Origin of the sequence: Rhodococcus sp. AG1013, assembly GCF_003350365.1 — a bacterium.
GTDB lineage: Bacteria > Actinomycetota > Actinomycetes > Mycobacteriales > Mycobacteriaceae > Prescottella.
Window position 1 is genome coordinate 131,539 of sequence record NZ_QQAT01000013.1, and the last position, 21,171, is coordinate 152,709.

21 protein-coding genes and 1 other RNA gene are annotated in these 21,171 nt (G+C 67.1%); 10 read left to right on the forward strand and 12 right to left on the reverse strand.

Annotation, left to right across the window (positions count from 1 at the left end):
- Positions 1 to 57 precede the first annotated feature (57 nt).
- Together DEU38_RS17030 and DEU38_RS17035 are read right to left on the reverse strand one after the other, a co-directional pair.
- The gene (locus tag DEU38_RS17030) at positions 58 to 810 is read right to left on the reverse strand and encodes a DUF1365 domain-containing protein (RefSeq protein ID WP_114722574.1); all 753 of its coding nucleotides are present in this window, start codon (positions 808 to 810) and stop codon (positions 58 to 60) included.
- Entirely contained in the window at positions 807 to 2,129 is a 1,323-nt protein-coding gene (locus DEU38_RS17035) for an NAD(P)/FAD-dependent oxidoreductase (RefSeq protein ID WP_174911793.1), read from the reverse strand. The genes DEU38_RS17030 and DEU38_RS17035 overlap by 4 nt, the downstream gene beginning before the upstream one ends.
- Positions 2,130 to 2,299: 170 nt before the next feature.
- On the opposite strand from DEU38_RS17035, the gene DEU38_RS17040 reads away from it, so the two are divergent.
- Entirely contained in the window at positions 2,300 to 2,794 is a 495-nt protein-coding gene (locus DEU38_RS17040; protein WP_181818821.1) for a DUF5994 family protein, read from the forward strand.
- A gap of 63 nt (positions 2,795 to 2,857) precedes the next feature.
- Here DEU38_RS17040 and ssrA read toward each other — a convergent pair.
- Positions 2,858 to 3,229, reverse strand: a transfer-messenger RNA (tmRNA) gene (ssrA, locus tag DEU38_RS17045).
- A 226-nt stretch (positions 3,230 to 3,455) separates the two neighbouring features.
- Here ssrA and DEU38_RS17050 point away from each other — a divergent pair.
- Both DEU38_RS17050 and DEU38_RS17055 read left to right on the forward strand, forming a co-directional pair.
- Positions 3,456 to 4,664, forward strand: coding sequence for a lipase family protein (locus DEU38_RS17050; RefSeq protein ID WP_114722575.1), 1,209 nt, complete (start codon positions 3,456 to 3,458; stop codon positions 4,662 to 4,664).
- Between the two features lie 204 nt (positions 4,665 to 4,868).
- Positions 4,869 to 6,884, forward strand: a complete 2,016-nt coding sequence (locus DEU38_RS17055) for a peptidase (RefSeq protein ID WP_258557962.1) — start codon at positions 4,869 to 4,871, stop codon at positions 6,882 to 6,884.
- 74 nt (positions 6,885 to 6,958) lie between these two features.
- Here DEU38_RS17055 and smpB read toward each other — a convergent pair whose 3' ends face one another.
- From smpB to prfB, 6 genes are all read right to left on the reverse strand, one after another.
- Positions 6,959 to 7,432 (reverse strand): SsrA-binding protein SmpB, encoded by a 474-nt coding sequence (smpB, locus tag DEU38_RS17060; RefSeq protein ID WP_114722577.1) that lies wholly within the window; start codon positions 7,430 to 7,432, stop codon positions 6,959 to 6,961.
- Between the two features lie 83 nt (positions 7,433 to 7,515).
- On the reverse strand, positions 7,516 to 8,421 hold the full coding sequence (ftsX, locus tag DEU38_RS17065) for a permease-like cell division protein FtsX (RefSeq protein ID WP_114722578.1): 906 nt from the start codon (positions 8,419 to 8,421) through the stop codon (positions 7,516 to 7,518).
- A gap of 63 nt (positions 8,422 to 8,484) precedes the next feature.
- On the reverse strand, positions 8,485 to 9,174 hold the full coding sequence (gene ftsE, locus DEU38_RS17070; protein WP_114722579.1) for a cell division ATP-binding protein FtsE: 690 nt from the start codon (positions 9,172 to 9,174) through the stop codon (positions 8,485 to 8,487).
- 65 nt (positions 9,175 to 9,239) lie between these two features.
- The gene (locus DEU38_RS17075) at positions 9,240 to 9,728 is read right to left on the reverse strand and encodes a hypothetical protein (protein ID WP_114722580.1); all 489 of its coding nucleotides are present in this window, start codon (positions 9,726 to 9,728) and stop codon (positions 9,240 to 9,242) included.
- Positions 9,725 to 10,627 carry a mechanosensitive ion channel family protein gene (locus DEU38_RS17080; protein ID WP_114722581.1) on the reverse strand — a complete coding sequence of 301 codons (903 nt, stop codon included), beginning with the start codon at positions 10,625 to 10,627 and terminating at the stop codon, positions 9,725 to 9,727. The genes DEU38_RS17075 and DEU38_RS17080 overlap by 4 nt, the downstream gene beginning before the upstream one ends.
- Before the next feature lie 5 nt (positions 10,628 to 10,632).
- On the reverse strand, positions 10,633 to 11,736 hold the full coding sequence (gene prfB / locus DEU38_RS17085; protein ID WP_114722582.1) for a peptide chain release factor 2: 1,104 nt from the start codon (positions 11,734 to 11,736) through the stop codon (positions 10,633 to 10,635).
- A gap of 327 nt (positions 11,737 to 12,063) precedes the next feature.
- On the opposite strand from prfB, the gene DEU38_RS17090 reads away from it, so the two are divergent.
- From DEU38_RS17090 to DEU38_RS17110, 5 genes are all read left to right on the forward strand, one after another.
- A complete protein-coding gene (locus tag DEU38_RS17090) occupies positions 12,064 to 13,113 on the forward strand; it encodes an ABC transporter substrate-binding protein (protein WP_181818822.1) in 1,050 nt (349 codons plus the stop codon).
- On the forward strand, positions 13,110 to 13,937 hold the full coding sequence (locus tag DEU38_RS17095; protein WP_114722584.1) for an ABC transporter permease: 828 nt from the start codon (positions 13,110 to 13,112) through the stop codon (positions 13,935 to 13,937). Before DEU38_RS17090 ends, DEU38_RS17095 begins: the two co-directional genes overlap by 4 nt.
- Positions 13,937 to 14,737, forward strand: a complete 801-nt coding sequence (locus DEU38_RS17100) for an ABC transporter permease (protein ID WP_114722585.1) — start codon at positions 13,937 to 13,939, stop codon at positions 14,735 to 14,737. Before DEU38_RS17095 ends, DEU38_RS17100 begins: the two co-directional genes overlap by 1 nt.
- Positions 14,737 to 15,777 carry an ABC transporter ATP-binding protein gene (locus DEU38_RS17105; RefSeq protein ID WP_114722586.1) on the forward strand — a complete coding sequence of 347 codons (1,041 nt, stop codon included), beginning with the start codon at positions 14,737 to 14,739 and terminating at the stop codon, positions 15,775 to 15,777. The genes DEU38_RS17100 and DEU38_RS17105 overlap by 1 nt, the downstream gene beginning before the upstream one ends.
- Before the next feature lie 69 nt (positions 15,778 to 15,846).
- On the forward strand, positions 15,847 to 16,842 hold the full coding sequence (locus DEU38_RS17110) for an Lrp/AsnC family transcriptional regulator (protein ID WP_114722587.1): 996 nt from the start codon (positions 15,847 to 15,849) through the stop codon (positions 16,840 to 16,842).
- Between the two features lie 174 nt (positions 16,843 to 17,016).
- Here the strand turns inward: DEU38_RS17110 and DEU38_RS17115 are convergent, their stop codons facing one another.
- From DEU38_RS17115 to DEU38_RS17125, 3 genes are read right to left on the reverse strand one after another with little or no spacing between them, the layout of a single operon-like run.
- Positions 17,017 to 17,490: a DUF3830 family protein gene (locus tag DEU38_RS17115; protein WP_114722588.1), complete on the reverse strand. Its 474-nt coding sequence runs from the start codon at positions 17,488 to 17,490 to the stop codon at positions 17,017 to 17,019.
- 42 nt (positions 17,491 to 17,532) lie between these two features.
- Positions 17,533 to 18,267 carry a gamma-glutamyl-gamma-aminobutyrate hydrolase family protein gene (locus DEU38_RS17120; RefSeq protein WP_114722589.1) on the reverse strand — a complete coding sequence of 245 codons (735 nt, stop codon included), beginning with the start codon at positions 18,265 to 18,267 and terminating at the stop codon, positions 17,533 to 17,535.
- The gene (locus DEU38_RS17125) at positions 18,260 to 19,759 is read right to left on the reverse strand and encodes an aldehyde dehydrogenase family protein (RefSeq protein ID WP_114722590.1); all 1,500 of its coding nucleotides are present in this window, start codon (positions 19,757 to 19,759) and stop codon (positions 18,260 to 18,262) included. Before DEU38_RS17125 ends, DEU38_RS17120 begins: the two co-directional genes overlap by 8 nt.
- 185 nt (positions 19,760 to 19,944) lie before the next feature.
- Between DEU38_RS17125 and hisN the strand changes: the two genes are divergently transcribed.
- Positions 19,945 to 20,727: a histidinol-phosphatase gene (hisN, locus tag DEU38_RS17130; RefSeq protein ID WP_114722591.1), complete on the forward strand. Its 783-nt coding sequence runs from the start codon at positions 19,945 to 19,947 to the stop codon at positions 20,725 to 20,727.
- Positions 20,728 to 20,844: 117 nt separating this feature from the next.
- Positions 20,845 to 21,171, forward strand: a complete 327-nt coding sequence (locus DEU38_RS17135; protein ID WP_114722592.1) for a hypothetical protein — start codon at positions 20,845 to 20,847, stop codon at positions 21,169 to 21,171.

Consider the following 21,171-nt stretch of genomic DNA (forward strand, 5'->3'; position numbering starts at 1 on the left):
TGGTCGAGTCGGGCGAGATCGAACTCCGGGTCGTGGCCCCGATCGTGGTCGCGGTCATCACACTGCCTCCTGTCGCTGATGCACGGGCCGAGGGCGTATCGGCAGCCCCCTCGCCCACAAGCGGATTCCCTGCCAACGGATCTGCGCGGCCACCCGCAACGGGGCCAGCGGCACCGCGAGCGCCGCCCGGAGGACCTCGCGCGTCGTCGCGTCCCGCCGTTCGCCGATCACGGTCGCCACGAACGGCGACTGCCCCTCACGCTCGAGGGAGATGACCAGCCGTAGCGCGGCGCCCGGGACCGGCAGGGTCATCCGGTACTCACCGTCGACGTCGTTGAACGGCGAGACGTAGAACTCCTTGGTGGCACGCGCGGCCCCCGCGCTGTCCGGCCGCAGCAGGTAGCAGTGCCGCTCACCGTAGGTGTTGTGCACCTCGGCGATCACGCAGACCGGTCGGCCGTCCGCGCCGTGGCACCAGAACACGCTGAGCGGATTGAACACGTATCCGAACACTCGAGCGTTGCTGAGCAGCAGCACCTTTCCGCCGTCCAGGTCGATCCCGTGCGCGGCGAGGAAGGCATCGACGTTCTGCCGCAGGGTCCGCGACAGATCGCCGAGGTGGTCGGAGGACGCGAATCCGGCGAGCGGCGCCAGCAGCCTCGGAAGGTGCGGAAGGCGCGGCAGGTTGTCGACGTCGACCAGCCAGCTGTAGCTGCGATAGCGGAAGACGTTGTGCAGCGGGGCGGTTCGTACGTGTCTGATCACGGTCCGGTAGATCGCCGGCGTCTCGGGAATCGACTGTGTGGTCATGTCCAGCGCCCTCCGACACTCTCCGCGGCGCGCAGTCCGGACAGCGCGCCGTCCTCGTGAAAGCCCCAGCCGTGGTAGGCGCCGGCGAACGCCACGACGTGGTCGCTCAGCTCGGGCAGCCGGCGCTGCGCGGCGAGCGAGGCAGGCGTGTACTGCGGGTGCTCGTAGACCATGGTGTCGAGCACCAGGTCCGGATCGACGACGTCCTTGCCGCCCAACGTCACCAGGTAGCGCTCGCCGGTGTCGGGCAGTTGCTGCAGCCGCGTCATGTCGTAGCTCACCAGCACCTGCTCGGGCCGCGCGGCGCAGAAGGGGATCCGGTAGTTCCACGACGCGCGGGCCCGCGACCTGCGCGGCAACACCGATTGGTCGGTGTGCAACTGGGTGTGGTTGACCGAATACGGCATCGCGCCCAGCACCTCGTGCTGCAGCGGAGTGGGCGCCGCGAGCATCTTCAGCGCCTGCAGCGGGTGGGTGGCGACCACCACCGCGTCGAACCGGCGCAGCCGGTCTGCGTCGTCGCGGATCTCGACATGATCCGCGTGCCGGTGTACGGCCCGCACGGGCGTCGAGACCCGCACGTCGTCGATGTGGTCGGCGATGCGGCGCACGTATTCGGCGCTGCCACCGCGCACGGTCCGCCAGGTGGGCGAACCTCCGACACCGAGCATTCCGTGGTGGTCGAGGAACGTGAACAGGTAGCGGGCCGGATACTGCAGCGCGGTCTGCGGGTCGCACGACCACACTGCCGACACGAGCGGCGTCATGAAGTGCGCGACGAAGTAGGGAGCGAAGCCTCCGGTCGCGAGGAAGTCACCGAGCGTGATCTCGTCGGCGTCCCCGTCCTCCAGCAGGGCGGATGCCCGGCGGTGGAAGCGCTTGACCTCGAGCAGCATCCGCACGTACTCCCCGCGCAGCAGAGTCGACACGGTGGGCGCCAGCCCGCGCAGGCCCTGGCCGCCCGAGTACTCGAGCCCGCAGCCGTCGCAGCGCACCGACATGCTCATGTCCGAGTCCTGCGTCGGCACATCGAGTTCGGCGAACAGGCGAAGCAGGGTCGGGTAGGTGCGGTCGTTGTGGACGATGAAACCGGTGTCCACCGCCAGACCGTCACCCACCGGTGTACGCACCCGATGAGTGTCCGCGTGGCCACCGAGGCGTCCGTCCGCCTCGTAGAGCGTGACGTCCGCGTCCTTCGCCATCACCCAGGACGCGGTCAGCCCGGCCACACCTGCACCGACCACCGCAATCCGCCGTCTCTCGCCGCTACCTGTCACGACCACCCGTCCCTCCGCCGCTGTCCTGCTGTCACGAGGCATTCGGAGGCGACAGGCGTCGCGATTGGTCCAGAACGAAATCGACCACGATCCGGTCCACAGCCCAGCGTGTAGCGTTGAGGTATCGCGCAGCACTTCACGTCGAGCGTTCTGCTCACACGGGCCGCGATTGGAAATTAGCGGCCGATTCGCGGCCACACCAGGAGCGTCATGTGACGCACACTTCTACCCGCTCGGACCTGAAACGTACCGCGGCTTCCCCCGAGGACGGACAGCCGTTCCCGACACCGACCCGAACCCCGCGACTGCTTCTGCGGACGGGCGGACCGCGCGACGTCGACGGGGTCTGGTGGCCGCGCACTCGGAACCTCACGGCCGAACTGCACGATCTGATCACCAAACTCACCCCGAGTCTCGGCGCCGTCGCGAGCATCCGATTCGGCTGGAACTCCGTCAGCATGATGCAGCGGCGAATCGACATCGACGACGGCGTCGAGATCACCGGCCCCGAGACGGGCCAGCCGGGCAACGTTCTGCGCGTCTACGGGCGAGGCGGCCGCCACCTCGACCTCGTCGTCGTGCGTCCCGGACTCGACACCCACTACGGGTATCAGCTCATGCGCCGGGTCGTCGATCCGTCCTGGGCCCGGCCGCCGGTACACGCGTCCGCGGCAGTCCCGGAGGAACACGGACGGCCCCCCGCTTGACCCCACCGCCGAGACAGCAAAAGGGCCCGGTCGGAAGGCGATTACCTTCTGACCGGGCCCGTTTGGTGGAGCTGCCGGGAATCGAACCCGGGTCCTCCGCCGCTTTGCCAGGGCTTCTCCGTGTGCAGTTCGCTATGTCTCTACTTGGATCTCCCGGTCTCGCGAACAAGCCGTGATGACGATCCCAGTCGCTGTTGGATGTCCCGCCCCACTCCGCGACCGAGTGGAACGGTAGAGCCCTCTAGCTGATGCCAGGGTCCGGGGCGAGGGCACACCCGGTCTGACAGACACGCAGTCGCTACTTAGGCAGCGAGGGCGTAGTCGCGCTGATTGGAATCGGCGCTTATTGGTTTGCAGCGACGCTTACGGTGGTCTCTTGCCTGCACCGACACGCTTCCCCTGACTCAACGTACGCAGTCGAAACCGTTCAGCCCCGTACGTCCCCGCGTCTCTCGCGGGGCTACTTACTTTAACCCGCGCGGACGCGCGAATCATCCCAATTATCGCCGACCGGTTCGAACCACTCCCCGGCACCCCCACGACAGATCACCCCATCTGCGCATTTCCCCGTTCCGGGTCGCCTCGTTCCGTTAATGTCGTGCCCCGAGACGGCCGGTCGAGTGACGTTCGCCACTCGCTACTCGTACGGGGGAAACAGGGTATGAGTTCGTTCGCACGTCGATTGATGTCCGCTGCCACGCTCGCGATCGCGGCCGTGGTGGTGGGCACCCTCGCGTCACCAGCCTCGGCAGGCGCGGAGCCCGCCTACCCCACCCCGTACAGCGACCCCTTCTACGCCGCCCCACCCGACATTGCGTCGAAGGCGCCGGGCGACGTCCTCGAGAGCCGGCGCGCGGACACGTGGATCCTGCCCGGCACCGAGGTGTGGCAGATCAAGTACCGGTCGACCAACTCGGCCGGTCGACCCATCCCGGCGGTGACCACGGTGATCAAGCCGGTGGGCGCACCCGCCGACATGCCGGTCCTGTCGTATCAGGCGATCGTCAACTCCCTGGGGTTGCGATGCGCGCCGTCTGCGGCCCTGTTCACCGGCGAGATCAAGGACGCGTTCGGCATTCCCCTGGCGCTCGCAATGGGGTGGGCGCTCGCCATTCCCGATCACCTGGGCCCCGACAGTGCGTACGGCGCGGCCAAGCTCGGCGGCATGATCACGCTCGACGGGGTTCGCGCCGTCAAGCGCCTGCCCGAGCTGCGCCTGGGCGGCAGCCCGGTCGCCCTCGCCGGATACTCCGGCGGCGGCATGGCCACGGCCTGGGCCGCAGCCCTCAACCCCACATACGCCCCGGACGTGAAACTTGCGGGTGTCGCACAGGGCGGCGTTCCGGCGAGCATCGAGGAGATGGCCGTGGGGCTGGGCCTGGCCGACCGGCACCCCGGCTTCGGTCTCGGCTTCGCCGCGGCGGTGGGTCTCGAGCGGGAGTACCCGGATCGTCTCCCGCTCGGCTCCCAGCTCAGCCCCGCCGGGATCGCGCTGCGCGACGAACTCAAGGACGAGTGCCGCACCCTGATCATCGCGAAGGGCCTGCTGCACAGCGTCAGCGAGGTCGCGAAGTCCACAAGCCTGATCCAGGACGAGGACGTGCGCGCGGTGATGCGTGAGAACAGTCTCGTCGACTTCCCGGGCGTGCCGACCGCGCCGGTGTTCATGTGGCACGGCGCGTCCGACGAGCTCACGCCGTTCCGGTCCGTGGCCGCGACCGCCGACCGGTACTGCAAGGCCGGTGCGACGCTCGAGTTCCACGCCTACCCCATCGCCGAACACATGACGAACGCCGTCGTCGGCCTGCCCGAAGCCTTCATGTATCTGAAGGATCGCTTCGCCGGCCTGCCCGCTCCGAGCAACTGCTGACCCCGGCAGAACCGTTTACGCCAGGTCGCGAATCGTATATGTCCATCCCTCGAGATTCGTTCGCCGAAACACCTGGACGGTCGTTCAGGTTCCCCTAGCCTGCTCGCCAGATAGCTGACGCCTGCGCTCGTGAGGGGACCTCCGCCGATGAAAACTCGATTCAGATTCGTTCGACGGAGGGCATTACCGCTTCTCGCTGCTGCCGTGGCATTCACCGTCGCCGGCGCCGCGGCAGCGGTGTCGGTCCCGTTGTCGCCGAACCCGACCGAACCCGGACCGCCCACCGATCCCGTCTACGGACTCGCGGGCGGTTGCTACACGCTCACCTCCGACGTGTCCCCCGGATTCGTCACGCGGGACGGCGACGGCTTCCGCACCGGCGCCGACGTCGACTCCGCGTCCCGCTTCCGGATGCAGGCCGCGCAGCTGGGCCGGTTCCTGTTCTTCGGCGCCGACACCGCGATGCTCGCCGGCGAGTCCGGCCGGGTCTTCGCGTCGCCGCAGGCCACTCCGGCCGCCGACTGGGCACTGACGTTCACCGACGGCGCCTACACCGCCACGGCCGTCACCACCGGCAAGCAGTTGAGCGTGGGCCGGTCCGACGGTCGCCTGACCATCACCGATCCCGGCGCCGACCCCGAGGCGGGACGCTTCCGTCTCGCGGCCGCCGACGGCTGCGCCGACTTCCCCGAGGCGGAGGTGAACGCCACCGGGATGCCCGTCGGAGCGACAGCGGACGGCGAGGTACGGGGGTTCATCGACGCGCACGTCCACATGAACGCCAACGAATTCATCGGCGGCAGCATCCGCTGCGGCGAGCCGTACTCCCCGCTGGGCGTCGCCGTCGCGCTGCAGGATTGCGAGGACCACAAGCCGGACGGGCTGCCCGCGCTGCTCGAGAACGTGCTCTCCCACGGCAACCCGTTCGAGTCGCACGACACGACGATGTGGCCGAGCTTCGCCGACGTCCCGTCGTACGACTCGATGACCCACGAGCAGACGTACTACCGCTGGGTGGAGCGCGCGTGGCGCGGCGGGCTGCGGATCTTCACGAACCTGCTCGTCTCGAATCGCGTGCTGTGTGAGCTGTATCCGCTGCGCAGCAACCCGTGCGACGAAATGGAGACGGTCCGGATCGAGGCCCGGCAGGCCCACGAGATCCAGGACTACGTCGACGCGCAGTACGGCGGACCGGGCCGTGGTTGGTTCCGGATCGTCAGCTCCCCGCAGCAGGCCCGCGAGGTGGCGGCGTCGGGCAAGCTCGCCGTCACACTCGGGATGGAGATCTCCGAGCCGTTCGGCTGCGGGCTGTCGGGCGGCGTCCCGCAGTGCACCGAGCAGGACATCGACGCCGGCCTCGACGAGCTGTACGCGATGGGCGTGCGGCAGGTGATCCTGACCCACAAGTTCGACAACGCGTTCGGCGGAGTGCGCTTCGACGAGGGACTGACCGGCACCGCGGTCAACATCGGCAACTTCCTGGGCACCGGCGAGTTCTGGAAGGCCGAGCAGTGCACCGGAGTCGCGACCGACAACCCGATCGGCAACGTCGGCGACAACGTCGTGGAGTTGGCGAAGTCACTGCCGCCGGGGGTCACGCTGCCCGTGTACCCAGAGGGTGACGTCTGCAACGCGCGGGATCTGAGTCCGCTCGGCGAGCACGCGATCCGCGCGATGATGCAGCGCGGCATGATCGTCGACATCGACCACATGGGCGTCAAGACCGCCGACTCGGCGCTGCGGATCCTCGAAGAGGCGAAGTATTCCGGCGTGGTGTCGAGCCACGGGTGGACCGACGCGTCGAACTACCCGCGGATCTACAAGCTCGGCGGGTTCGTGGCGTCGTACGCGGGGCCGTCGGAGAACTTCGTCAAGGAGTGGCGAGATGCGCGGCAGGGACGCGACGACGACTACTACTTCGGCTACGGCTACGGTGCCGACACCAACGGCTTCGGTTCGCAGCCGGCGCCGCACAAGGACGGCACGCGCGGGGTCGAGTACCCCTACACTACGTTCGACGGCGGCACGGTGATGAATCAGCAGCGAGCCGGCACCCGCGTGTTCGACTTCAACACCGACGGTCTGGCGCAGTACGGCATGATCCCCGACTGGATCGAGGACATGCGCGTGTATGCCGGCGACGACGGTGCGCAGTTCATGGACGACATGTCCCGCGGCGCCGAGGCGTACCTGCAGATGTGGGAGCGCGTCGCGAAGTAGGGCAGACATAGAAGCAACGGTGGCCGCCTCCCGTTCGGGAGGCGGCCACCGTCGTCAGTTCACCGGGAACTCGGTCAGCGCATGCCCTTGACGCGGCGCCCGAGCTCGCGCGTCACCTCGCGTTCGGCGGTGCGGCGCGCCAGATCCTGACGCTTGTCGTAGTCCTGTTTGCCCTTCGCGAGCGCCAGCTCGACCTTGACCTTGCCGTCGGAGAAGTACATCGACAGCGGCACCAGCGTCTGGTTGCCCTCGCGGGTCTTGCCCACCAGATGCTCGATCTCGCGCTTGTGCAGCAGCAGCTTGCGGGTGCGCCGGGGCGAGTGGTTGGTCCACGTGCCCTGCGTGTACTCCGGGATGTGCAGTGCGCGCAGCCACACCTCGCCGTCGTCGACGGTGGCGAAGGCGTCCACCAGGGAGGCCTTGCCCTCGCGCAAGCTCTTCACCTCGGTACCCAGCAGTGCGACGCCGGCCTCGTAGGTGTCGATGATGGTGTAGTTGTGTCGCGCCTTGCGGTTGGTCGCGATGACCTTGCGGCCCTTCTCTTTCACGTGCGGGCCCTCACAGTCCTCGTTCCGCCGTCACTCTTCGTACCGCTCCAGCATAGGAGCTTGCGCAAGCCGATAACGCCGCACTACTCCCGGACGTACAGGCGCAGTGCGATGTACGCGGTGATCGCGGCCATGCCGGCACCGACGATCACCACGAACGGCGACACCAGCAGCACGTCACTGTTGGAGATCCGGGCCACGATATTGGCGTCGTAGATGTCGCCGAGGACGTCGTCGATGAACATGTTCTTCGCGGTGAACAGCCCGGCGATCGCCAGGACCGAACCGATCAGCGAGGCGACCACGGCCTCGAGCAGGAACGGCAGCTGCGTGTACCAGCGGGTGGCGCCGACCAGACGCATGATGCCGACCTCTGTGCGGCGGGTCAGCGCGGCGACCTGAACCATGTTGGCGATCAGGAAGATCGCGGCGATGGCCTGCACGACGGCGATCGCGAACGCCGCGTTGCGGACACCGCCGAGGACGCTGAACAGGCGGTCGACCAGCTCCCGCTGATTGAGGATGCTCTCGATGCCGGGACGCGCCGCGAACTCGTCGTTGATGACACCGAAGCGCTCCGCATCGCTGAGCTTGACCTTGAACGAGGCCGGGAAGCTCTCCGGGCTCACCAGGGACGCCAGTTCCGGGTTGTCCTTGAACACCCGGTCGGTGGCGTCGGCGACGGCGTCGTCGCGGTTGAGGTACTGCACCGAGACCACCGAATCGGTGTTCTCGAGATCGCTGCGGATGCCGCGGCAGATGTCCGCCGCACAATCCGGGTCGGACGCGGAGATGTCGTCGGTGAGGAACAGCTGCACCTCGACGCGGTCCAGGAAGATCTGCTGGGTCTTGTCGGCCATCTGCACGACCAGCAGACCGCCGCCGAACAGTCCGAGCGAGATCGCGGTGGTCAGGATCATCGCGACGGTCATCGTGAGGTTGCGGCGCAGGCCGGTCAGGACCTCGCTGAAAATGAAACTGGCACGCATCGGGGAATCGCAGTCCTTGAGTCGTCTGTTCGAGAGGATCGGTGGGCGGGTGCCGTCGCGGGCCTAGCGGCCGACGGCGTACACGCCTCTCGCTTCGTCGCGCACCACCTTGCCGAGATCGAGCTCGACGACGCGGCGGCGCATCGAGTCGACGATGTGGTGGTCGTGCGTGGCCATGAGCACGGTGGTGCCGGTGCGATTGATCCGCTCGAGTAGCAGCATGATGTCGGCGCTGGTGTCGGGGTCGAGGTTGCCGGTGGGCTCGTCGGCGAGCAGGACCAGTGGACGGTTCACGAACGCGCGGGCGATCGCGACGCGCTGCTGCTCACCGCCGGACAGCTCGTTCGGCAGGCGATCGGCCTTGCCGGACAGTCCGACCAGGTCGAGGACCTCGGGGACGGTGCGCTCGATCATCGAGCGCGACTTGCCGATCACCTCGAGCGCGAACGCGACGTTCTGCGACACCGTCTTGTTCTGCAGCAGCCGGAAGTCCTGGAAGACGTAGCCGACGCTCTGCCGCAGCTTCGGCACCCGTCGACCCGACAGCTTGTTGACGTGGAAGTCGGCGACGTAGATGTCCCCCGAGCTGGGGGTCTCCTCCTTGAGGAGGAGCTGCATGAACGTGCTCTTGCCCGAGCCCGACGGCCCGATCAGGAACACGAACTCGCCCTTGTCGATCTCGACGTTCACCTTGTCCAGGGCGGGCCTGGTGGAGGCCTTGTAGAACTTGGAGACATCCTTGACGCTGATCACGGGAAGTCAGTCTAGCCGTTATCGAACAGTGACCTTGGGTAACGACGCGCACCGATCCGCGCGTGTCAGCCCTGCGGCGTCGGCGCCGTAGTCGTCACCTCGTCGGACGGGCCCGACTCGGGTTCCTGCGACAGCTGCGGAGCAGGTGGAGGCGTGGTCGTCGTCTGCTGCGACGTCCCCGACGTGGTCGTGCCACTGCCGGCGCCCGGCGTCGTGGTCGGCGTGCTCGACTGCTGCCCACTGCGGCTCGTCTCCGACGCGGGCGACGACGACGGCGTGGCGCTCTCCGACGACGACGGCTGAGTGGAGCTTTGCGGCGGCGTCGACGGACTCTCGCTCTGCCGCTCATCCGCCGGCAAGGCCGGATCCCCGGTACTGACGGCCGGCTGCGTGCCGTGCGTCGAGGCGTCGGTCTCCTGATTGACCTGGGCGTTGAGCATCGCCAGACCCAGCCAGAGCACGCACATGGCCACGGTCGTGGTGCGCATGCGGCCGCCGAACAGCTTGCGCGGAATCCGCTTCCACAGCAGCGACACCTTCTCCTGCGGGCTCATTCGTCGCCACCTCCCACCGCGTCGTTCTCGAGTTCGGCCGCGACGGTGATACCGGCGCGTCGCAGCGCCGTCACGACGCGCACACGCAGCGCCCGGCCGACCTGGAACTGCTTGCCGGGCAGTGTGCGGGCCACCATCCGGATGCTCACCTGATCCACCGCGAGGCTCTCGACTCCCATCACCGACGGGGTGTCGAGCAGCAGCGGGCGCAGGCCCTTGTCCTCGTACGCGTCGACACCGACGCGGTGCAGGATGTCGTTGACGTGGTTGATGTCGGCGGTCGCGGGGATCGGCACGTCCACCACCGCGCGCGCCCAGTCCTTCGAGAGGTTGACCGCCTTGACGATCTGCCCGTTGGGAACGGTGATGACTTCGCCGTCGGCGTTGCGCATCCGGGTCACCCGCAGGGTGACGTCCTCGATCACACCCTCTGCGTCCGTGGACGACCCGGTGATGGCGATCTGCACTGTGTCACCGAAACCGTACTGACGCTCGGTGATGATGAAGAACCCGGCGAGGATGTCCTGGACCACACGCTGCGCGCCGAAGCCGAGTGCGGCACCGAGCACCGTCGCCGGAGCCACGAGGCTGCCGATGGGCAGGCCGAGCAGACCGAGCACCTTCACCGTCGCGATCACGTAGATCATCGTGATGACCACCCACGTGATGACCTGCGCCACCGAGTGCCGGTGCTTGGTGGCCTCGGAACGGACCAGGGCGTCGCCCTGCTGGTAGTTGTCGTCGATCTGCTGAGTGATCCGACCGCCGGCCCAGTTCACGAAACGGGCGACGATCAGCGCACCCAGAACCGTCAGCGCAATGGGAAGTCCGGTGACTTCGAGCCATGCACGCAGTTGGACGTATGGGGTGAAGGTCAGTGCGAGGGTTGTGGTCTGCATACGTCCTAGGCTTGGGTTTCGCTCATCCGCCAGCGGATGCCGGCCTCGATGAATCCGTCGATTTCACCGTCGAGCACTGCCGACGGGTTGTTGACCTCGTACTCGGTGCGCAGGTCCTTGACCATCTGGTACGGGTGCAGCACGTACGAGCGCATCTGGTTGCCCCACGAGCTGCCGCCGTCGCCCTTGAGCGCGTCCATCTCGGCGCGCTCCTCCTGCCGCTTGCGCTCGAGCAGCTTGGCCTGCAGCACCCGCATCGCGGACACCTTGTTCTGCAGCTGCGACTTCTCGTTCTGACACGTGACGACGATGCCGGTGGGGACGTGTGTCAGGCGCACCGCCGAGTCCGTGGTGTTGACCGACTGGCCACCCGGGCCGGACGAGCGGTACACGTCGACGCGGACGTCGTTCTCGTCGATGTCGATGTGGTCGGTGGTCTCGACGACGGGCAGCACCTCGACCTCGGCGAACGAGGTCTGGCGGCGGCCCTGGTTGTCGAACGGGCTGATACGGACGAGACGGTGCGTGCCCATCTCGATCGACAGGGTGCCGTAGCTGTAGGGCGCCTTCACCGCGAAGGTGGCGCTCTTGATGCCGGCCTCTTCGGCGTAGGAGGTGTCGTAGACCTCGACGCCGTAGCCACGCTTCTCGGCCCAGCGGATGTACATGCGCATGAGCATCTCGGCCCAGTCCGCGGCGTCGACGCCGCCGGCGCCGGCGCGGATGTTGACGAGCGCGTCACGCTGGTCGTACTCGCCCGAGAGCATGGTCTTGACTTCCATCGCCTCGATGTCGGCGCGCAGGGTCGCCCGCTCGACGTGGACGTCGGCGACCGCGTCGGGGCCCTCCTCCTCGGCGAGCTCGTAGAGCACGGCCATGTCGTCGAGGCGCGAGCGCAGTTCCTCCACGCGGCGCAGCTCCGCCTGGGCGTGCGACAGCTGGCTCGTCACCTTCTGCGCGTGTTCCTGGTCGTTCCACAGCTCCGGATCGGACGCCTGGTGTTCGAGTTCGTCGATGCGGCGGCGCAGCTCCTCGACGTCGAGAACCTTCTCGACCGTGGTCAGAGTGGTGTCGAGCTCGTTGAGGTCAGCGGAAACGTCAGGATGCACAGTTATCCAGGCTACCGGGTCCATCACGGTGACATCGCTGCGACCGCAGTCACACCGGCCGCGATGCCGACCCTCGCGCCGCGGATCCGCCGAGCAGCGGTCCCCCAAACCCGTCCCGGGTTCACCTCTAGCTCACCCCAGGGCCGCCTGTAGGCGAATTCGAGTGACAATCCTTAAGACAATTGTCTACTTCGCCCACTCTATTGCTTCAATCTGGCGAATATGCAACACTCATCCGACTCGTGGCCTGGGTCACAGCCCACGAAGAACCTCGCCGTCGGCCGCGTCGACTTGTTCGGACGCCTCAACCCACATCCAGGAAGTCAGATGAAACGTCGCCTCGCACTCACCGCAATCGCCCTCGCAGTGGGCGCCGCCGCCTCCTTGACCGCATGCACGCCCGGGACGTCATCGGCGTCCGAACTCGTCGTCACGACGTTCGGTGGCGAGTGGCAGAAGAACTTCACCGATGCCGTGGTGAAGCCGTTCGAGAAGGAGAACAACGTCACGGTCAAGCAGGTGACGCTGTACAGCTCGGACGCGCTCGCGCAACTCCAGGCCCAGAAGTCGAGCCCGCAGATGGATGTCGTCTTCTTCTCCGGGGGCCAGGAGGCGGTGGCAGCCAAGGACGGACTCCTCGCGCCGATCGACCCGTCCGCGCTCACCAACGGTCCCGACCTGATCGCCCAGGCGAGCAACGATCTCGCCGGCGGGCAGGGACCGGTGGTTCAGATCACCCCGATGGGGCTGCTGTACCGCACAGACAAGATCGACGAGCCCACGTCGTGGAACGACGCCTTCAACCCCGAGTACCGGCAGCACGTCGCCTTCACGGACCTGTCGAACAGCTACGGCACCCTCGGGATGCTGATGATCAACGGCACCCGGGGCGGGACGATCGACGACGTCACCCCCGGTATCGACGCGATCGGCCAGTCGGCCCGCGCCGGCGACTCCATCATCACCAAGACGTCGTCCGACCTCCAGCAGGCCTTCGCGGCCCGCGACATCTGGCTGGCTCCCTACTCGCAGGACTACGCGGAGACGCTGCGCAAGGCCGGCCAGCCTGTCGGCTTCACCATGCCTCGTGAGGGCACGACCGGGTCGTTCATCACCGCCAACGTCGTTGCCGGCCGCCCCAACACCGACCTCGCCACCAAGTTCATCGACTACGCACTGAGCGCGGGCGCCCAGGAGAAGTTCGTCACCGGCATGGCCTACTCGCCGGTGAACACGAAGGCAGTCGTCCCCGCTGACCTGCAGTCCAAGATCCTGTCGGGCCCGACGCTGGAGAAGCTGGTCAGGTTCGATCCGGCGCAGATCACCGGGAAGTCCGCGGCTTGGCAGAACCAGTGGCAGGAGCAGATCGCGCGATGAGGAAGCGCTCCGCCGAACCCTGGCTGTTGGTGCTGCCGCTCATTGCGCTGCTTCTGATCGCATTCGTGATCCCCGTCGCCAGAACACTTCTGGCCAGCTTCACCACAGATTCCTCCGGGTTCACCCTCAGCAACTTCACCAGGTTCTTCGGGTCGTCGGTCTCTCTCGGCGCATCGGAGCGGTCACTGCGGATGGCATTCATCCAGACGATCGTCTCGGTCGTCATTGCCGTACCGCTGGCGTACATCATGGCCGGGCTCTCCGCGAAAGCGCGGGCCTTCATGATGATCGCGACAATCCTTCCGCTGATGACCAGCGTCGTCATCCGGACGTTCGGCTGGGTCATCCTCATGGGCCCGTCCGGCCCGCTGGCGAAGATTCCGGGTTTCCTGGATCTGAGCCAGGCTCGACAGGGTCTGCTGGGGACCGAACTCGGCGTGAACATCGCCATGATCCAGGTGCTGGTGCCGTTCGCGGTCCTGTCGGTTCTCGGTGTCATCAACGGGATCGACGTGCGGCTCCGGGAAGCATCCCGAACCATGGGCGCGGGATTCGTCGGAACCTTTCGGCACGTGATACTTCCGCTGTCCCTACCGGGCATCGTCTCCGGAGCCACGCTGTGCTTCGCACTGTCGATCAGTTCGTTCATCACACCGAACCTCATTGGTGGAGCGCAGCTTCCGGTGATTGCCGGATTCATCTACCACGATGCGACGGTCAGCAACGACATCCCCTTCGCCGCGACGCAGGCGGTGCTGATCCTGGCGGTCGTCGTCATCACGATCGCGGCGACCAACCGAATTGCGAACGCGAGGATGAAATAGTGGTTCGATCAACTCCGCTTCCGTTGAGGATCGCCGGCAAGGTCTTCCTCGTTCTCATCGCACTGTTCATGCTGGCCCCGCTCGCGGTGGTGGTGGGAGCCGCGTTCAACTCGGATCAGTTCCTGGCCTTCCCACCCGAAGGTCTCAGCCTGGAGTGGTTCGCGGATGCGCTGGCCGACACCACGTACACGTATCCGTTCCTGTTCAGCCTGCAGGTCGCCCTCATCGCCGCGGTGGGTGCGGCCGCGATCGGGACGGCCTTCGCCATCGGGATCGCACGTCACAAGGTTCCCGGTTCGGGTGCACTGCAGTCGTTTGCCCTGTCGCCGCTGACCATGCCGAGCATCATCTTCGCGATCGGCATCCTCCAGACGGTGTCCCAGTTGATGGGCGGATCCTCGCCCTGGATCCTGATGCTCGCGCACGTCGTCATCACCGTCCCCTACGTCGTCCGAACGGTCCTCGGGGTGATCGCGAGGTCCGACGGGTTCACCGAAGAGGCCGTCCGGGTGATGGGTGCCAGCTGGTGGCAGCGCTACTGGCACGTGCTGCTACCGATGTGCCGCCCCGGAATCATCGCCGGCGCCTTCCTGGCCTTCATCGTCTCCTTCGACGACGCGGTCATCGCGCTCTTCCTGCGGACACCCCAGCTCCAAACACTCCCCCTCGCCATCTACGGACAGCTCGAGTTCAGCGCATCGCCGACGGTGGCGGCCGTCTCGACTCTCTCGATGGCCCTCACCGCGATTTCAATCCTGGCGATCGAGAAGATCGTCGGTCTCGGAAAGGTCTTCAGCTAATGGCCGATCTCACCATCGCCGACGTTCACAAGACATTCGGGGACGTGAAGGTACTCAAGGGCGTCGACATCCACGCGAAATCGGGCAGCTTCGTGTCGCTGCTCGGTTCCAGTGGCTGTGGCAAGTCGACGCTGCTGCGGTGCATCGCGGGCCTCGAGACCGTCGACTCCGGGACCATCTCGGTGGGCGGAGAGGACGTCACCGACCTCGCGCCGGAGAACCGGCGGCTGAGCATGATGTTCCAGAGTTATGCACTCCTACCGCACATGAGCGTGCTCGAGAACGTCCGCTTTCCCCTGCGGATGCGCGGAAAGGCGCACGGAACCCGCGCCGAACAGCGGGACCTCGCCGTGCGGGCGCTGGAACAGGTCCAGATGGATCACCTGGCGTCGCGCATGCCACGACAGCTGTCCGGCGGCCAACAGCAGCGCGTGGCATTGGCCCGCGCGATCGTCGGTGGCCCCCGGCTGATCCTGCTCGACGAACCTCTGTCGAATCTCGATGCACGCCTCCGCGAGGACATGCAGGTGGAACTGGTGTCGCTGCAACGGAGTCTGGGCGTGACCACCGTTTTCGTCACGCACGATCAGGACGAAGCACTGAGCATGTCCGACCAGGTCATTCTGATGCAGGGTGGCGTCGTCGAGCAGTCCGGTACGCCCGAGGATCTCTACGCGAACCCGGGCACGCGCTTCGCTGCCGATTTCCTGGGGGCCGCGAACCTCCTCGACGTCACGGGGGGCGCGGATCGGCGCGCGTCGGTGGGCGATGTGACCGTGCCGGCCCCGGAGACCTTCGGTGGCGAGTCGCTGCTGATGGTCCGGCAGGAGGACATCCGGGTCAACGCACCGGACGGCTGCGACGCGCACCTGACCGCGGTGGTCAAGTCCCGAGTGTTCCGGGGAAGCGAGCTGCTGATCGTGGTGGAGGCGGCGGGACAAGAGCTTCGGGCCGTCGCCCCGACCTCGACGATCGCGTACCCGGGCAGCGAGGTGACGGTTTCCTGGCGCAGCGAGCAGAGTCGGATCCTGACGAAATAGCGTCGGAGACATGGTTACACTGTGTAATTCTCTTCCCGCACATAAATTCTCATACGAAGGCTGCAGACCATGAGTCAGAAGGGCAATGACACGGGCGACACCGATCGGCTCATTGCGAGCGCACTGCAGGTAAACGGACGCGCCTCCTGGGAGGCCATCAGTCGCGTCATCGATCTTCCGTCGCGGACCGTCATGCGACGTGGACAGCATCTGCTCGACACGGGATGCGTGCGGGTGTCCACCTATGTCGATGCGAACAAGTTGCTGCACGCACGGGGTGTACTCATTCGCCTCGGCACCGAGATCGACCAGGTGGCCCAGGTGGCCAGCAGGGTGGCAGCGCTGCCGGGTGCGTCCTCGGTGTCGATCCTCGAGGGTTCGGGCGACATCGTCGCTCTCGTTCTCGTGGAGAGCGCCGAGGCGCATCAAGTGTTGCTGTTGCAGACGCTTCCGGCCATCCCCGGCCTGCGGGCGTTCGAGGTCAGTACCGTTCTGCGGTCCTACCTGATGGGCCTGGACTGGCACGCCGGGATACTGCCGGCGGAGCAGGTCGAGGCCCTTCGTAAGTCCGCACCCTGGCACGCGCCGTCGACCAGCTCCACGCCGGTGGTTCTCGATGCCGTCGACCAGAACCTGATCGACCAGCTGAGCAACGATGGGCGGGCGACGATCTCGATGCTCGCGCAGGACGCCGGCATCAACGCGCAGACCGTTCGTCGTCGGCTCGACACCCTGTTCGGTGTCGGCGTCCTGCGGGTTCGCACCGAGGTGGCGCCCACATTCTTCGGCTTCAAGGTCGAGGCCATGCTGTGGCTGCACATCCGCGGAGGAGACATCGAGAGCATCGGCGGTTCACTCGCCACTCATCCGTCCGTTCGATACTGCGCGGCTCTCACCGGGCACGCCGGACTGTTGGTCGACGGACTGTTCACGGACGAGGAGGCGCTGTTCGACTTCCAGAACAGCGTGATCGGATCCCTGACAACCGTGGAGATCGCCGAATCCCGGGTGGTACTCAAAGCCGTTCGTCGCGGCCCGTTGTTCGTCGACGACGTCGTGGCCTGACCTCGGTCTCGATACACCCAGCGCCGCACCACACGCGATGTGGTGCGGCGTTTCGGCGTGCGGTCCGTACCGAACACCTTTGAGCCGAACAGTTTCCGCCCGAACCTGCGCAGACGAATGGGGCCGTGCCCGCCGGCTACGTCGGCGGCGGGCACGGCCCCACTGGCTTCGGAGCTATTCGACGCGACCGATCGTGAGCTTCTTCAGCCCGGTGATCCGGATGTCGGCCGAGGCCTTCGCGAAGTCCGCGAGTCCTTCGGTGACGGTGGCGAACACGTTGACGGGGGTCCATCCGAGCGGACCGAACGTGCGCACGCCGGGGGCGTAGCAGACGCCGACCTCGTACCACTCGAACGGCAGGCCGCCCATCTGCATCGGACGCTGGTAGTACCAGAGCACGTCACCGACGCCCGGAATGACCTGCTGGTTCTCGAACGGGACTGCCTCCGGATCGAAATTCTGAGCCTCCTCGGGAAGGCCGGTCATCACCTCCGGTCCGGCGTACATCGCGTGCATCGCATCGACGGTCACGGGCTTCACCAGCGCACCCCATAACGCGTCGCACGTCTTCGGTGCCAGGTCGAGGTGCATGGTGGCGATGGCACGGGGGCCGTTCTCGTATTCGAAGAAGAGCTTCTGCTCGGTCACGGGGTTCCTCTTTCTGTTCGGTGCATTCTTCGGTCTCGGTGGTCAGGCGGTTTGTCGGTAGCTCTTGACGGCTGCGACGAACGGAGCGATGAACTCTTCCTGTCCGGCGAACTCGTCGGCGCCGCACATCTTCTCGGGATGCCACTGCACGCCCGCGGCGTACCAGTCGGTGGTCGACTCGATCGCTTCGATCGTCCCGTCCGCGGCCGTCGCGGTCACGGCGAAACCATCCGGGCAATGCGAGATCGCTTGCTGGTGAATCGAATTGACACGCATACCTCGAACGGCGGACGGCGCCGGGCCGGACGCGATGTCGATCTCGTGACGGTGGTCGAGTTGGGCCTCGGGCGCGAGCCCGTACGGGTGCAGGTCCCGGACGGCGGGCAGGTCGACGACCCGGCTGCCGTGGAGGGCCGCGAGCAGTTGCATTCCGCGGCAGATGCCGAAGACCGGCAGACCGAGTTCCCGTGCGGCCACGACGAGCGCATGCTCGGTCACGTCACGGGTGGTGGCGTCGGGCGGGGCACCGACGTCCTCGCCGCGGGCGATCCACTCGCCCACGTCCTCTCCCCCGGAGAGCACGAGCCCGCTCACGTGCGAGAGCAGGGTCGCGGCGTCGTCGCCGGTGCATTCCGGAACGAGGATCACGGACAGGCCCTGCGCGGCGAAGAACCGGACGTACTCGGTGCCCACGGTGAACAGGTCGGTCCGCTCGCCGAGGTAGGTGGGGAGATCGCGCCGCCACGTGGTGATCGCGATCAGGGGGCGATCAGCCATCGAGCTTCATCCAGACCGCGGTGGTGTCGGTGTACTTGTGCAGTGCATCGGCGCCCTTGTCCCGCCCGAATCCGCTCTCCTTCACACCGCCGAAGGGAAGGCGCATGTCGCCCTCCTCGTAGCAGTTCACCCAGATCACGCCGGCCTTCACGGCACGCGTGACGCGGTGGATCGCGGCGACGTCACTGCCCCACACCGAGGCCGCGAGTCCGTACCGGGTGTCGTTGGCGACGCGGATCGCCTCCGCCTCGCTGCTGACGCGGATGACCGAGAGGACCGGCCCGAAAACCTCCTCCTGCGCGATCCGGGAATCGGGATCGACGTGATCGAGGACGACAGGAGCGAAGTACGAGCCCCCTTCGAGGCCCTGCACCACAGCGCGCCGCGGGCTGCCGGCGGCCAGGACCGCCCCCTGCTCGAGCGCGTCCGCGACCTTGGCCTCGATCCCGGCCACCGCGCCGGCGCTGACGATGGCGCCGAAGGCGGTACCGGCGTCGAGCGGGTCCCGCGGCTGCAGCGCGGCAGCAATCTCGCACGCCGCGGCGACAGCCTCGTCGGCGTTGTCCTCGAACACGATCAGCCGAGACGAGGCACTGCACATCTGGCCCTGGTTGAAGAATGCGTTCTCGGCGGCGCTGGCGGCGGCGGCCCGGATGTCGGCGTCGGGCAGGACGATGGTGGCGGATTTCCCGCCGAGCTCCGGCCACACCCGCTTGCCGTTCGATTCGGCGCTGTACTTCATGAAGGCGCGCCCGGTGACCGGCGATCCCGTGAAGGTCAGGACGTCGACGTCGGGGTGCCGGCCGAGCGCCTGACCGGCGTCCCGACCCAGGCCGTTCACGACGTTCAGCACACCCGCCGGCAGTCCGGCCTCGCCGGCCAGTTCCGCCAGTCGCAGTGCCGAGAACGGCGTCTGCTCCGACGGTTTCACGACCACCGAGTTGCCGGCGAGGAGTGCGGGCGCGAGCTTCCATGCGGTCATCGTGAGCGGGAAGTTCCACGGCACCACGGCGGCCACCACGCCGGCCGGGGCCTCGACCGAGTACGCCAGCACGGACGCCTCGTGCGCGATCAGCTTGTCCGACAGCTTGTCGGCGAGTTCGCCGTACCACCGGATGCACTTCTCGACTGCTGCCAACTCCACGTTGAGCGCTTGGGACACCGGCTTGCCCATCTCGAGCGAGATGATGGTGGCCAGTTCCTGGGCGTTCTCCCCGACGAGGAGGGCCCACTTCTTCAGGACCTCGCCCCGCTCGCGCGCCGGCGCCGTGGCCCAGCCGGACGTCCGGAAGGCCGATCGGGCGACGTAGACGGCGAGGTCGACGTGCATCTCGTCGCTTGCGTGCAGTACCCCGAGCGACCGGCCGTCGCGTGGCGAGATGACCGGCACGCATTCGGCGCCGTCGAGCGACACGAGTTGCCCGCCGATATAGGCGCCTTCGAGCCGCATCACATCCTGCATCGCGTCGCGCGCAGTTGAACTGAGCGACATGTAACCGTCCCTTCGACGACCGAGGATTGTGGCTTCCGCCACGATTCGCGCTCAAGAGTGTCACATCCGCCAATGTTCAGCAATCAGTAGTCCATATTCGTCACTGATTGCCGGTTATCCATCCGAATCCGCCTGAGGCCTTAGCTGGAAGCAACCGCGGGAGGGCGCCGGTAGGCTTTGCTGTCGTGACCGCACGCGCCGCCGACCTGACTCTCGCCCGCCGCATCGCCGACGAGGCCGACGCCATCACCCGCGCTCGATTCGGCGCGCTGGATCTGAAGGTGGATTCCAAGCCCGACCTCACCCCGGTGTCGGATGCCGACCTGGCGGTGGAGCGGGCAGTGCGCGCGACGTTGGCGGTGGAACGGCCCGGCGACGACGTCCTCGGCGAGGAGTTCGGCGGCGACGCGAAGTTCGAGGGTCGGCAGTGGGTGATCGACCCGATCGACGGCACCAAGAACTTCGTGCGCGGTGTCCCGGTGTGGGCCAGCCTGATCGCACTGCTCGAGGACGGCGTCCCCGTCGTCGGCGTGGTGAGCGCCCCGGCACTGAACCGTCGCTGGTGGGCGTCGGCCGGTGAGGGCGCGTGGGCGTCGTACGACGGCGGCGACGCCCGACGGCTGTCGGTGTCGGCGGTGGGCGACCTGGCGTCGTCGAGCCTGGCGTTCTCGTCGCTGTCCGGGTGGAAGGAACGCGGCATCCGCGACCGCTTCGTCGACCTCACCGACGAGGTGTGGCGCATCCGCGGCTACGGCGACTTCTTCTCCTACTGCCTGTTGGCCGAGGGCACGCTCGAGATCGCGGCCGAGCCCGAGGTGTCGCTGTGGGACCTCGCGCCGCTGGACCTGCTGGTCCGCGAGGCGGGTGGCCGCTTCACCAGCCTCGAGGGCGCCGACGGCCCCCACGGCGGCAGCGCGGTGGCCACCAACGGCCTGCTGCACGACGAGGTCCTGGCCCGCCTTCGCTGATTCCCCCGCGATTTGCGCACTTATCGGTGTGATTCGGGCTCCGCCGACACCGATAAGTGCGCGAATCAAGGGAAGGCAGGTCCAGCACAGACACGAGTAGCGACGGGAGTGACCGGGATGGACGCGGACGAGGTCGACTTCGCCCACACTGATCAGGCGAGCCGCAAGCGTCGGGAGAAGGCGCTGGAACTGGCGCGGTTCGTGTGGGACCGCTCGATCACCGGCGCCGAACTGCTCGACCTGCCCGACGATCGGCTCCGCAAGCTGGCACGGGCGGCCGGCGCGAACCCGCCGAGTACCCGCGAGACGTGGACGGTGGCCGCGGAGTTGGTCGACGAGAAGACCCGGTGGGCCCAGGCCCATCCCGACGATCCGCGCGCCGCACCCGCGCACGCCGACGAGAAGATCATGTGGGTCAAGCCGCCCATCGTTCCCTGGCACTGA

Bases quoted from the DNA above. Each gene is read 5' to 3' on its own strand.
- DEU38_RS17135 (WP_114722592.1), top strand. From the start codon at position 20,845: ATGGACGCGGACGAGGTCGACTTCGCCCACACTGATCAGGCGAGCCGC.
- DEU38_RS17120 (WP_114722589.1), bottom strand. From the start codon at position 18,267: ATGGCTGATCGCCCCCTGATCGCGATCACCACGTGGCGGCGCGATCTC.
- DEU38_RS17030 (WP_114722574.1), bottom strand. From the start codon at position 810: ATGACCACACAGTCGATTCCCGAGACGCCGGCGATCTACCGGACCGTG.
- DEU38_RS17095 (WP_114722584.1), top strand. From the start codon at position 13,110: ATGAGGAAGCGCTCCGCCGAACCCTGGCTGTTGGTGCTGCCGCTCATT.
- DEU38_RS17080 (WP_114722581.1), bottom strand. From the start codon at position 10,627: ATGCAGACCACAACCCTCGCACTGACCTTCACCCCATACGTCCAACTG.
- DEU38_RS17125 (WP_114722590.1), bottom strand. From the start codon at position 19,759: ATGTCGCTCAGTTCAACTGCGCGCGACGCGATGCAGGATGTGATGCGG.
- DEU38_RS17110 (WP_114722587.1), top strand. From the start codon at position 15,847: ATGAGTCAGAAGGGCAATGACACGGGCGACACCGATCGGCTCATTGCG.
- DEU38_RS17090 (WP_181818822.1), top strand. From the start codon at position 12,064: ATGAAACGTCGCCTCGCACTCACCGCAATCGCCCTCGCAGTGGGCGCC.
- DEU38_RS17075 (WP_114722580.1), bottom strand. From the start codon at position 9,728: ATGAGCCCGCAGGAGAAGGTGTCGCTGCTGTGGAAGCGGATTCCGCGC.
- ftsX (WP_114722578.1), bottom strand. From the start codon at position 8,421: ATGCGTGCCAGTTTCATTTTCAGCGAGGTCCTGACCGGCCTGCGCCGC.
- DEU38_RS17035 (WP_174911793.1), bottom strand. From the start codon at position 2,129: ATGCCTCGTGACAGCAGGACAGCGGCGGAGGGACGGGTGGTCGTGACA.
- DEU38_RS17105 (WP_114722586.1), top strand. From the start codon at position 14,737: ATGGCCGATCTCACCATCGCCGACGTTCACAAGACATTCGGGGACGTG.
- DEU38_RS17050 (WP_114722575.1), top strand. From the start codon at position 3,456: ATGAGTTCGTTCGCACGTCGATTGATGTCCGCTGCCACGCTCGCGATC.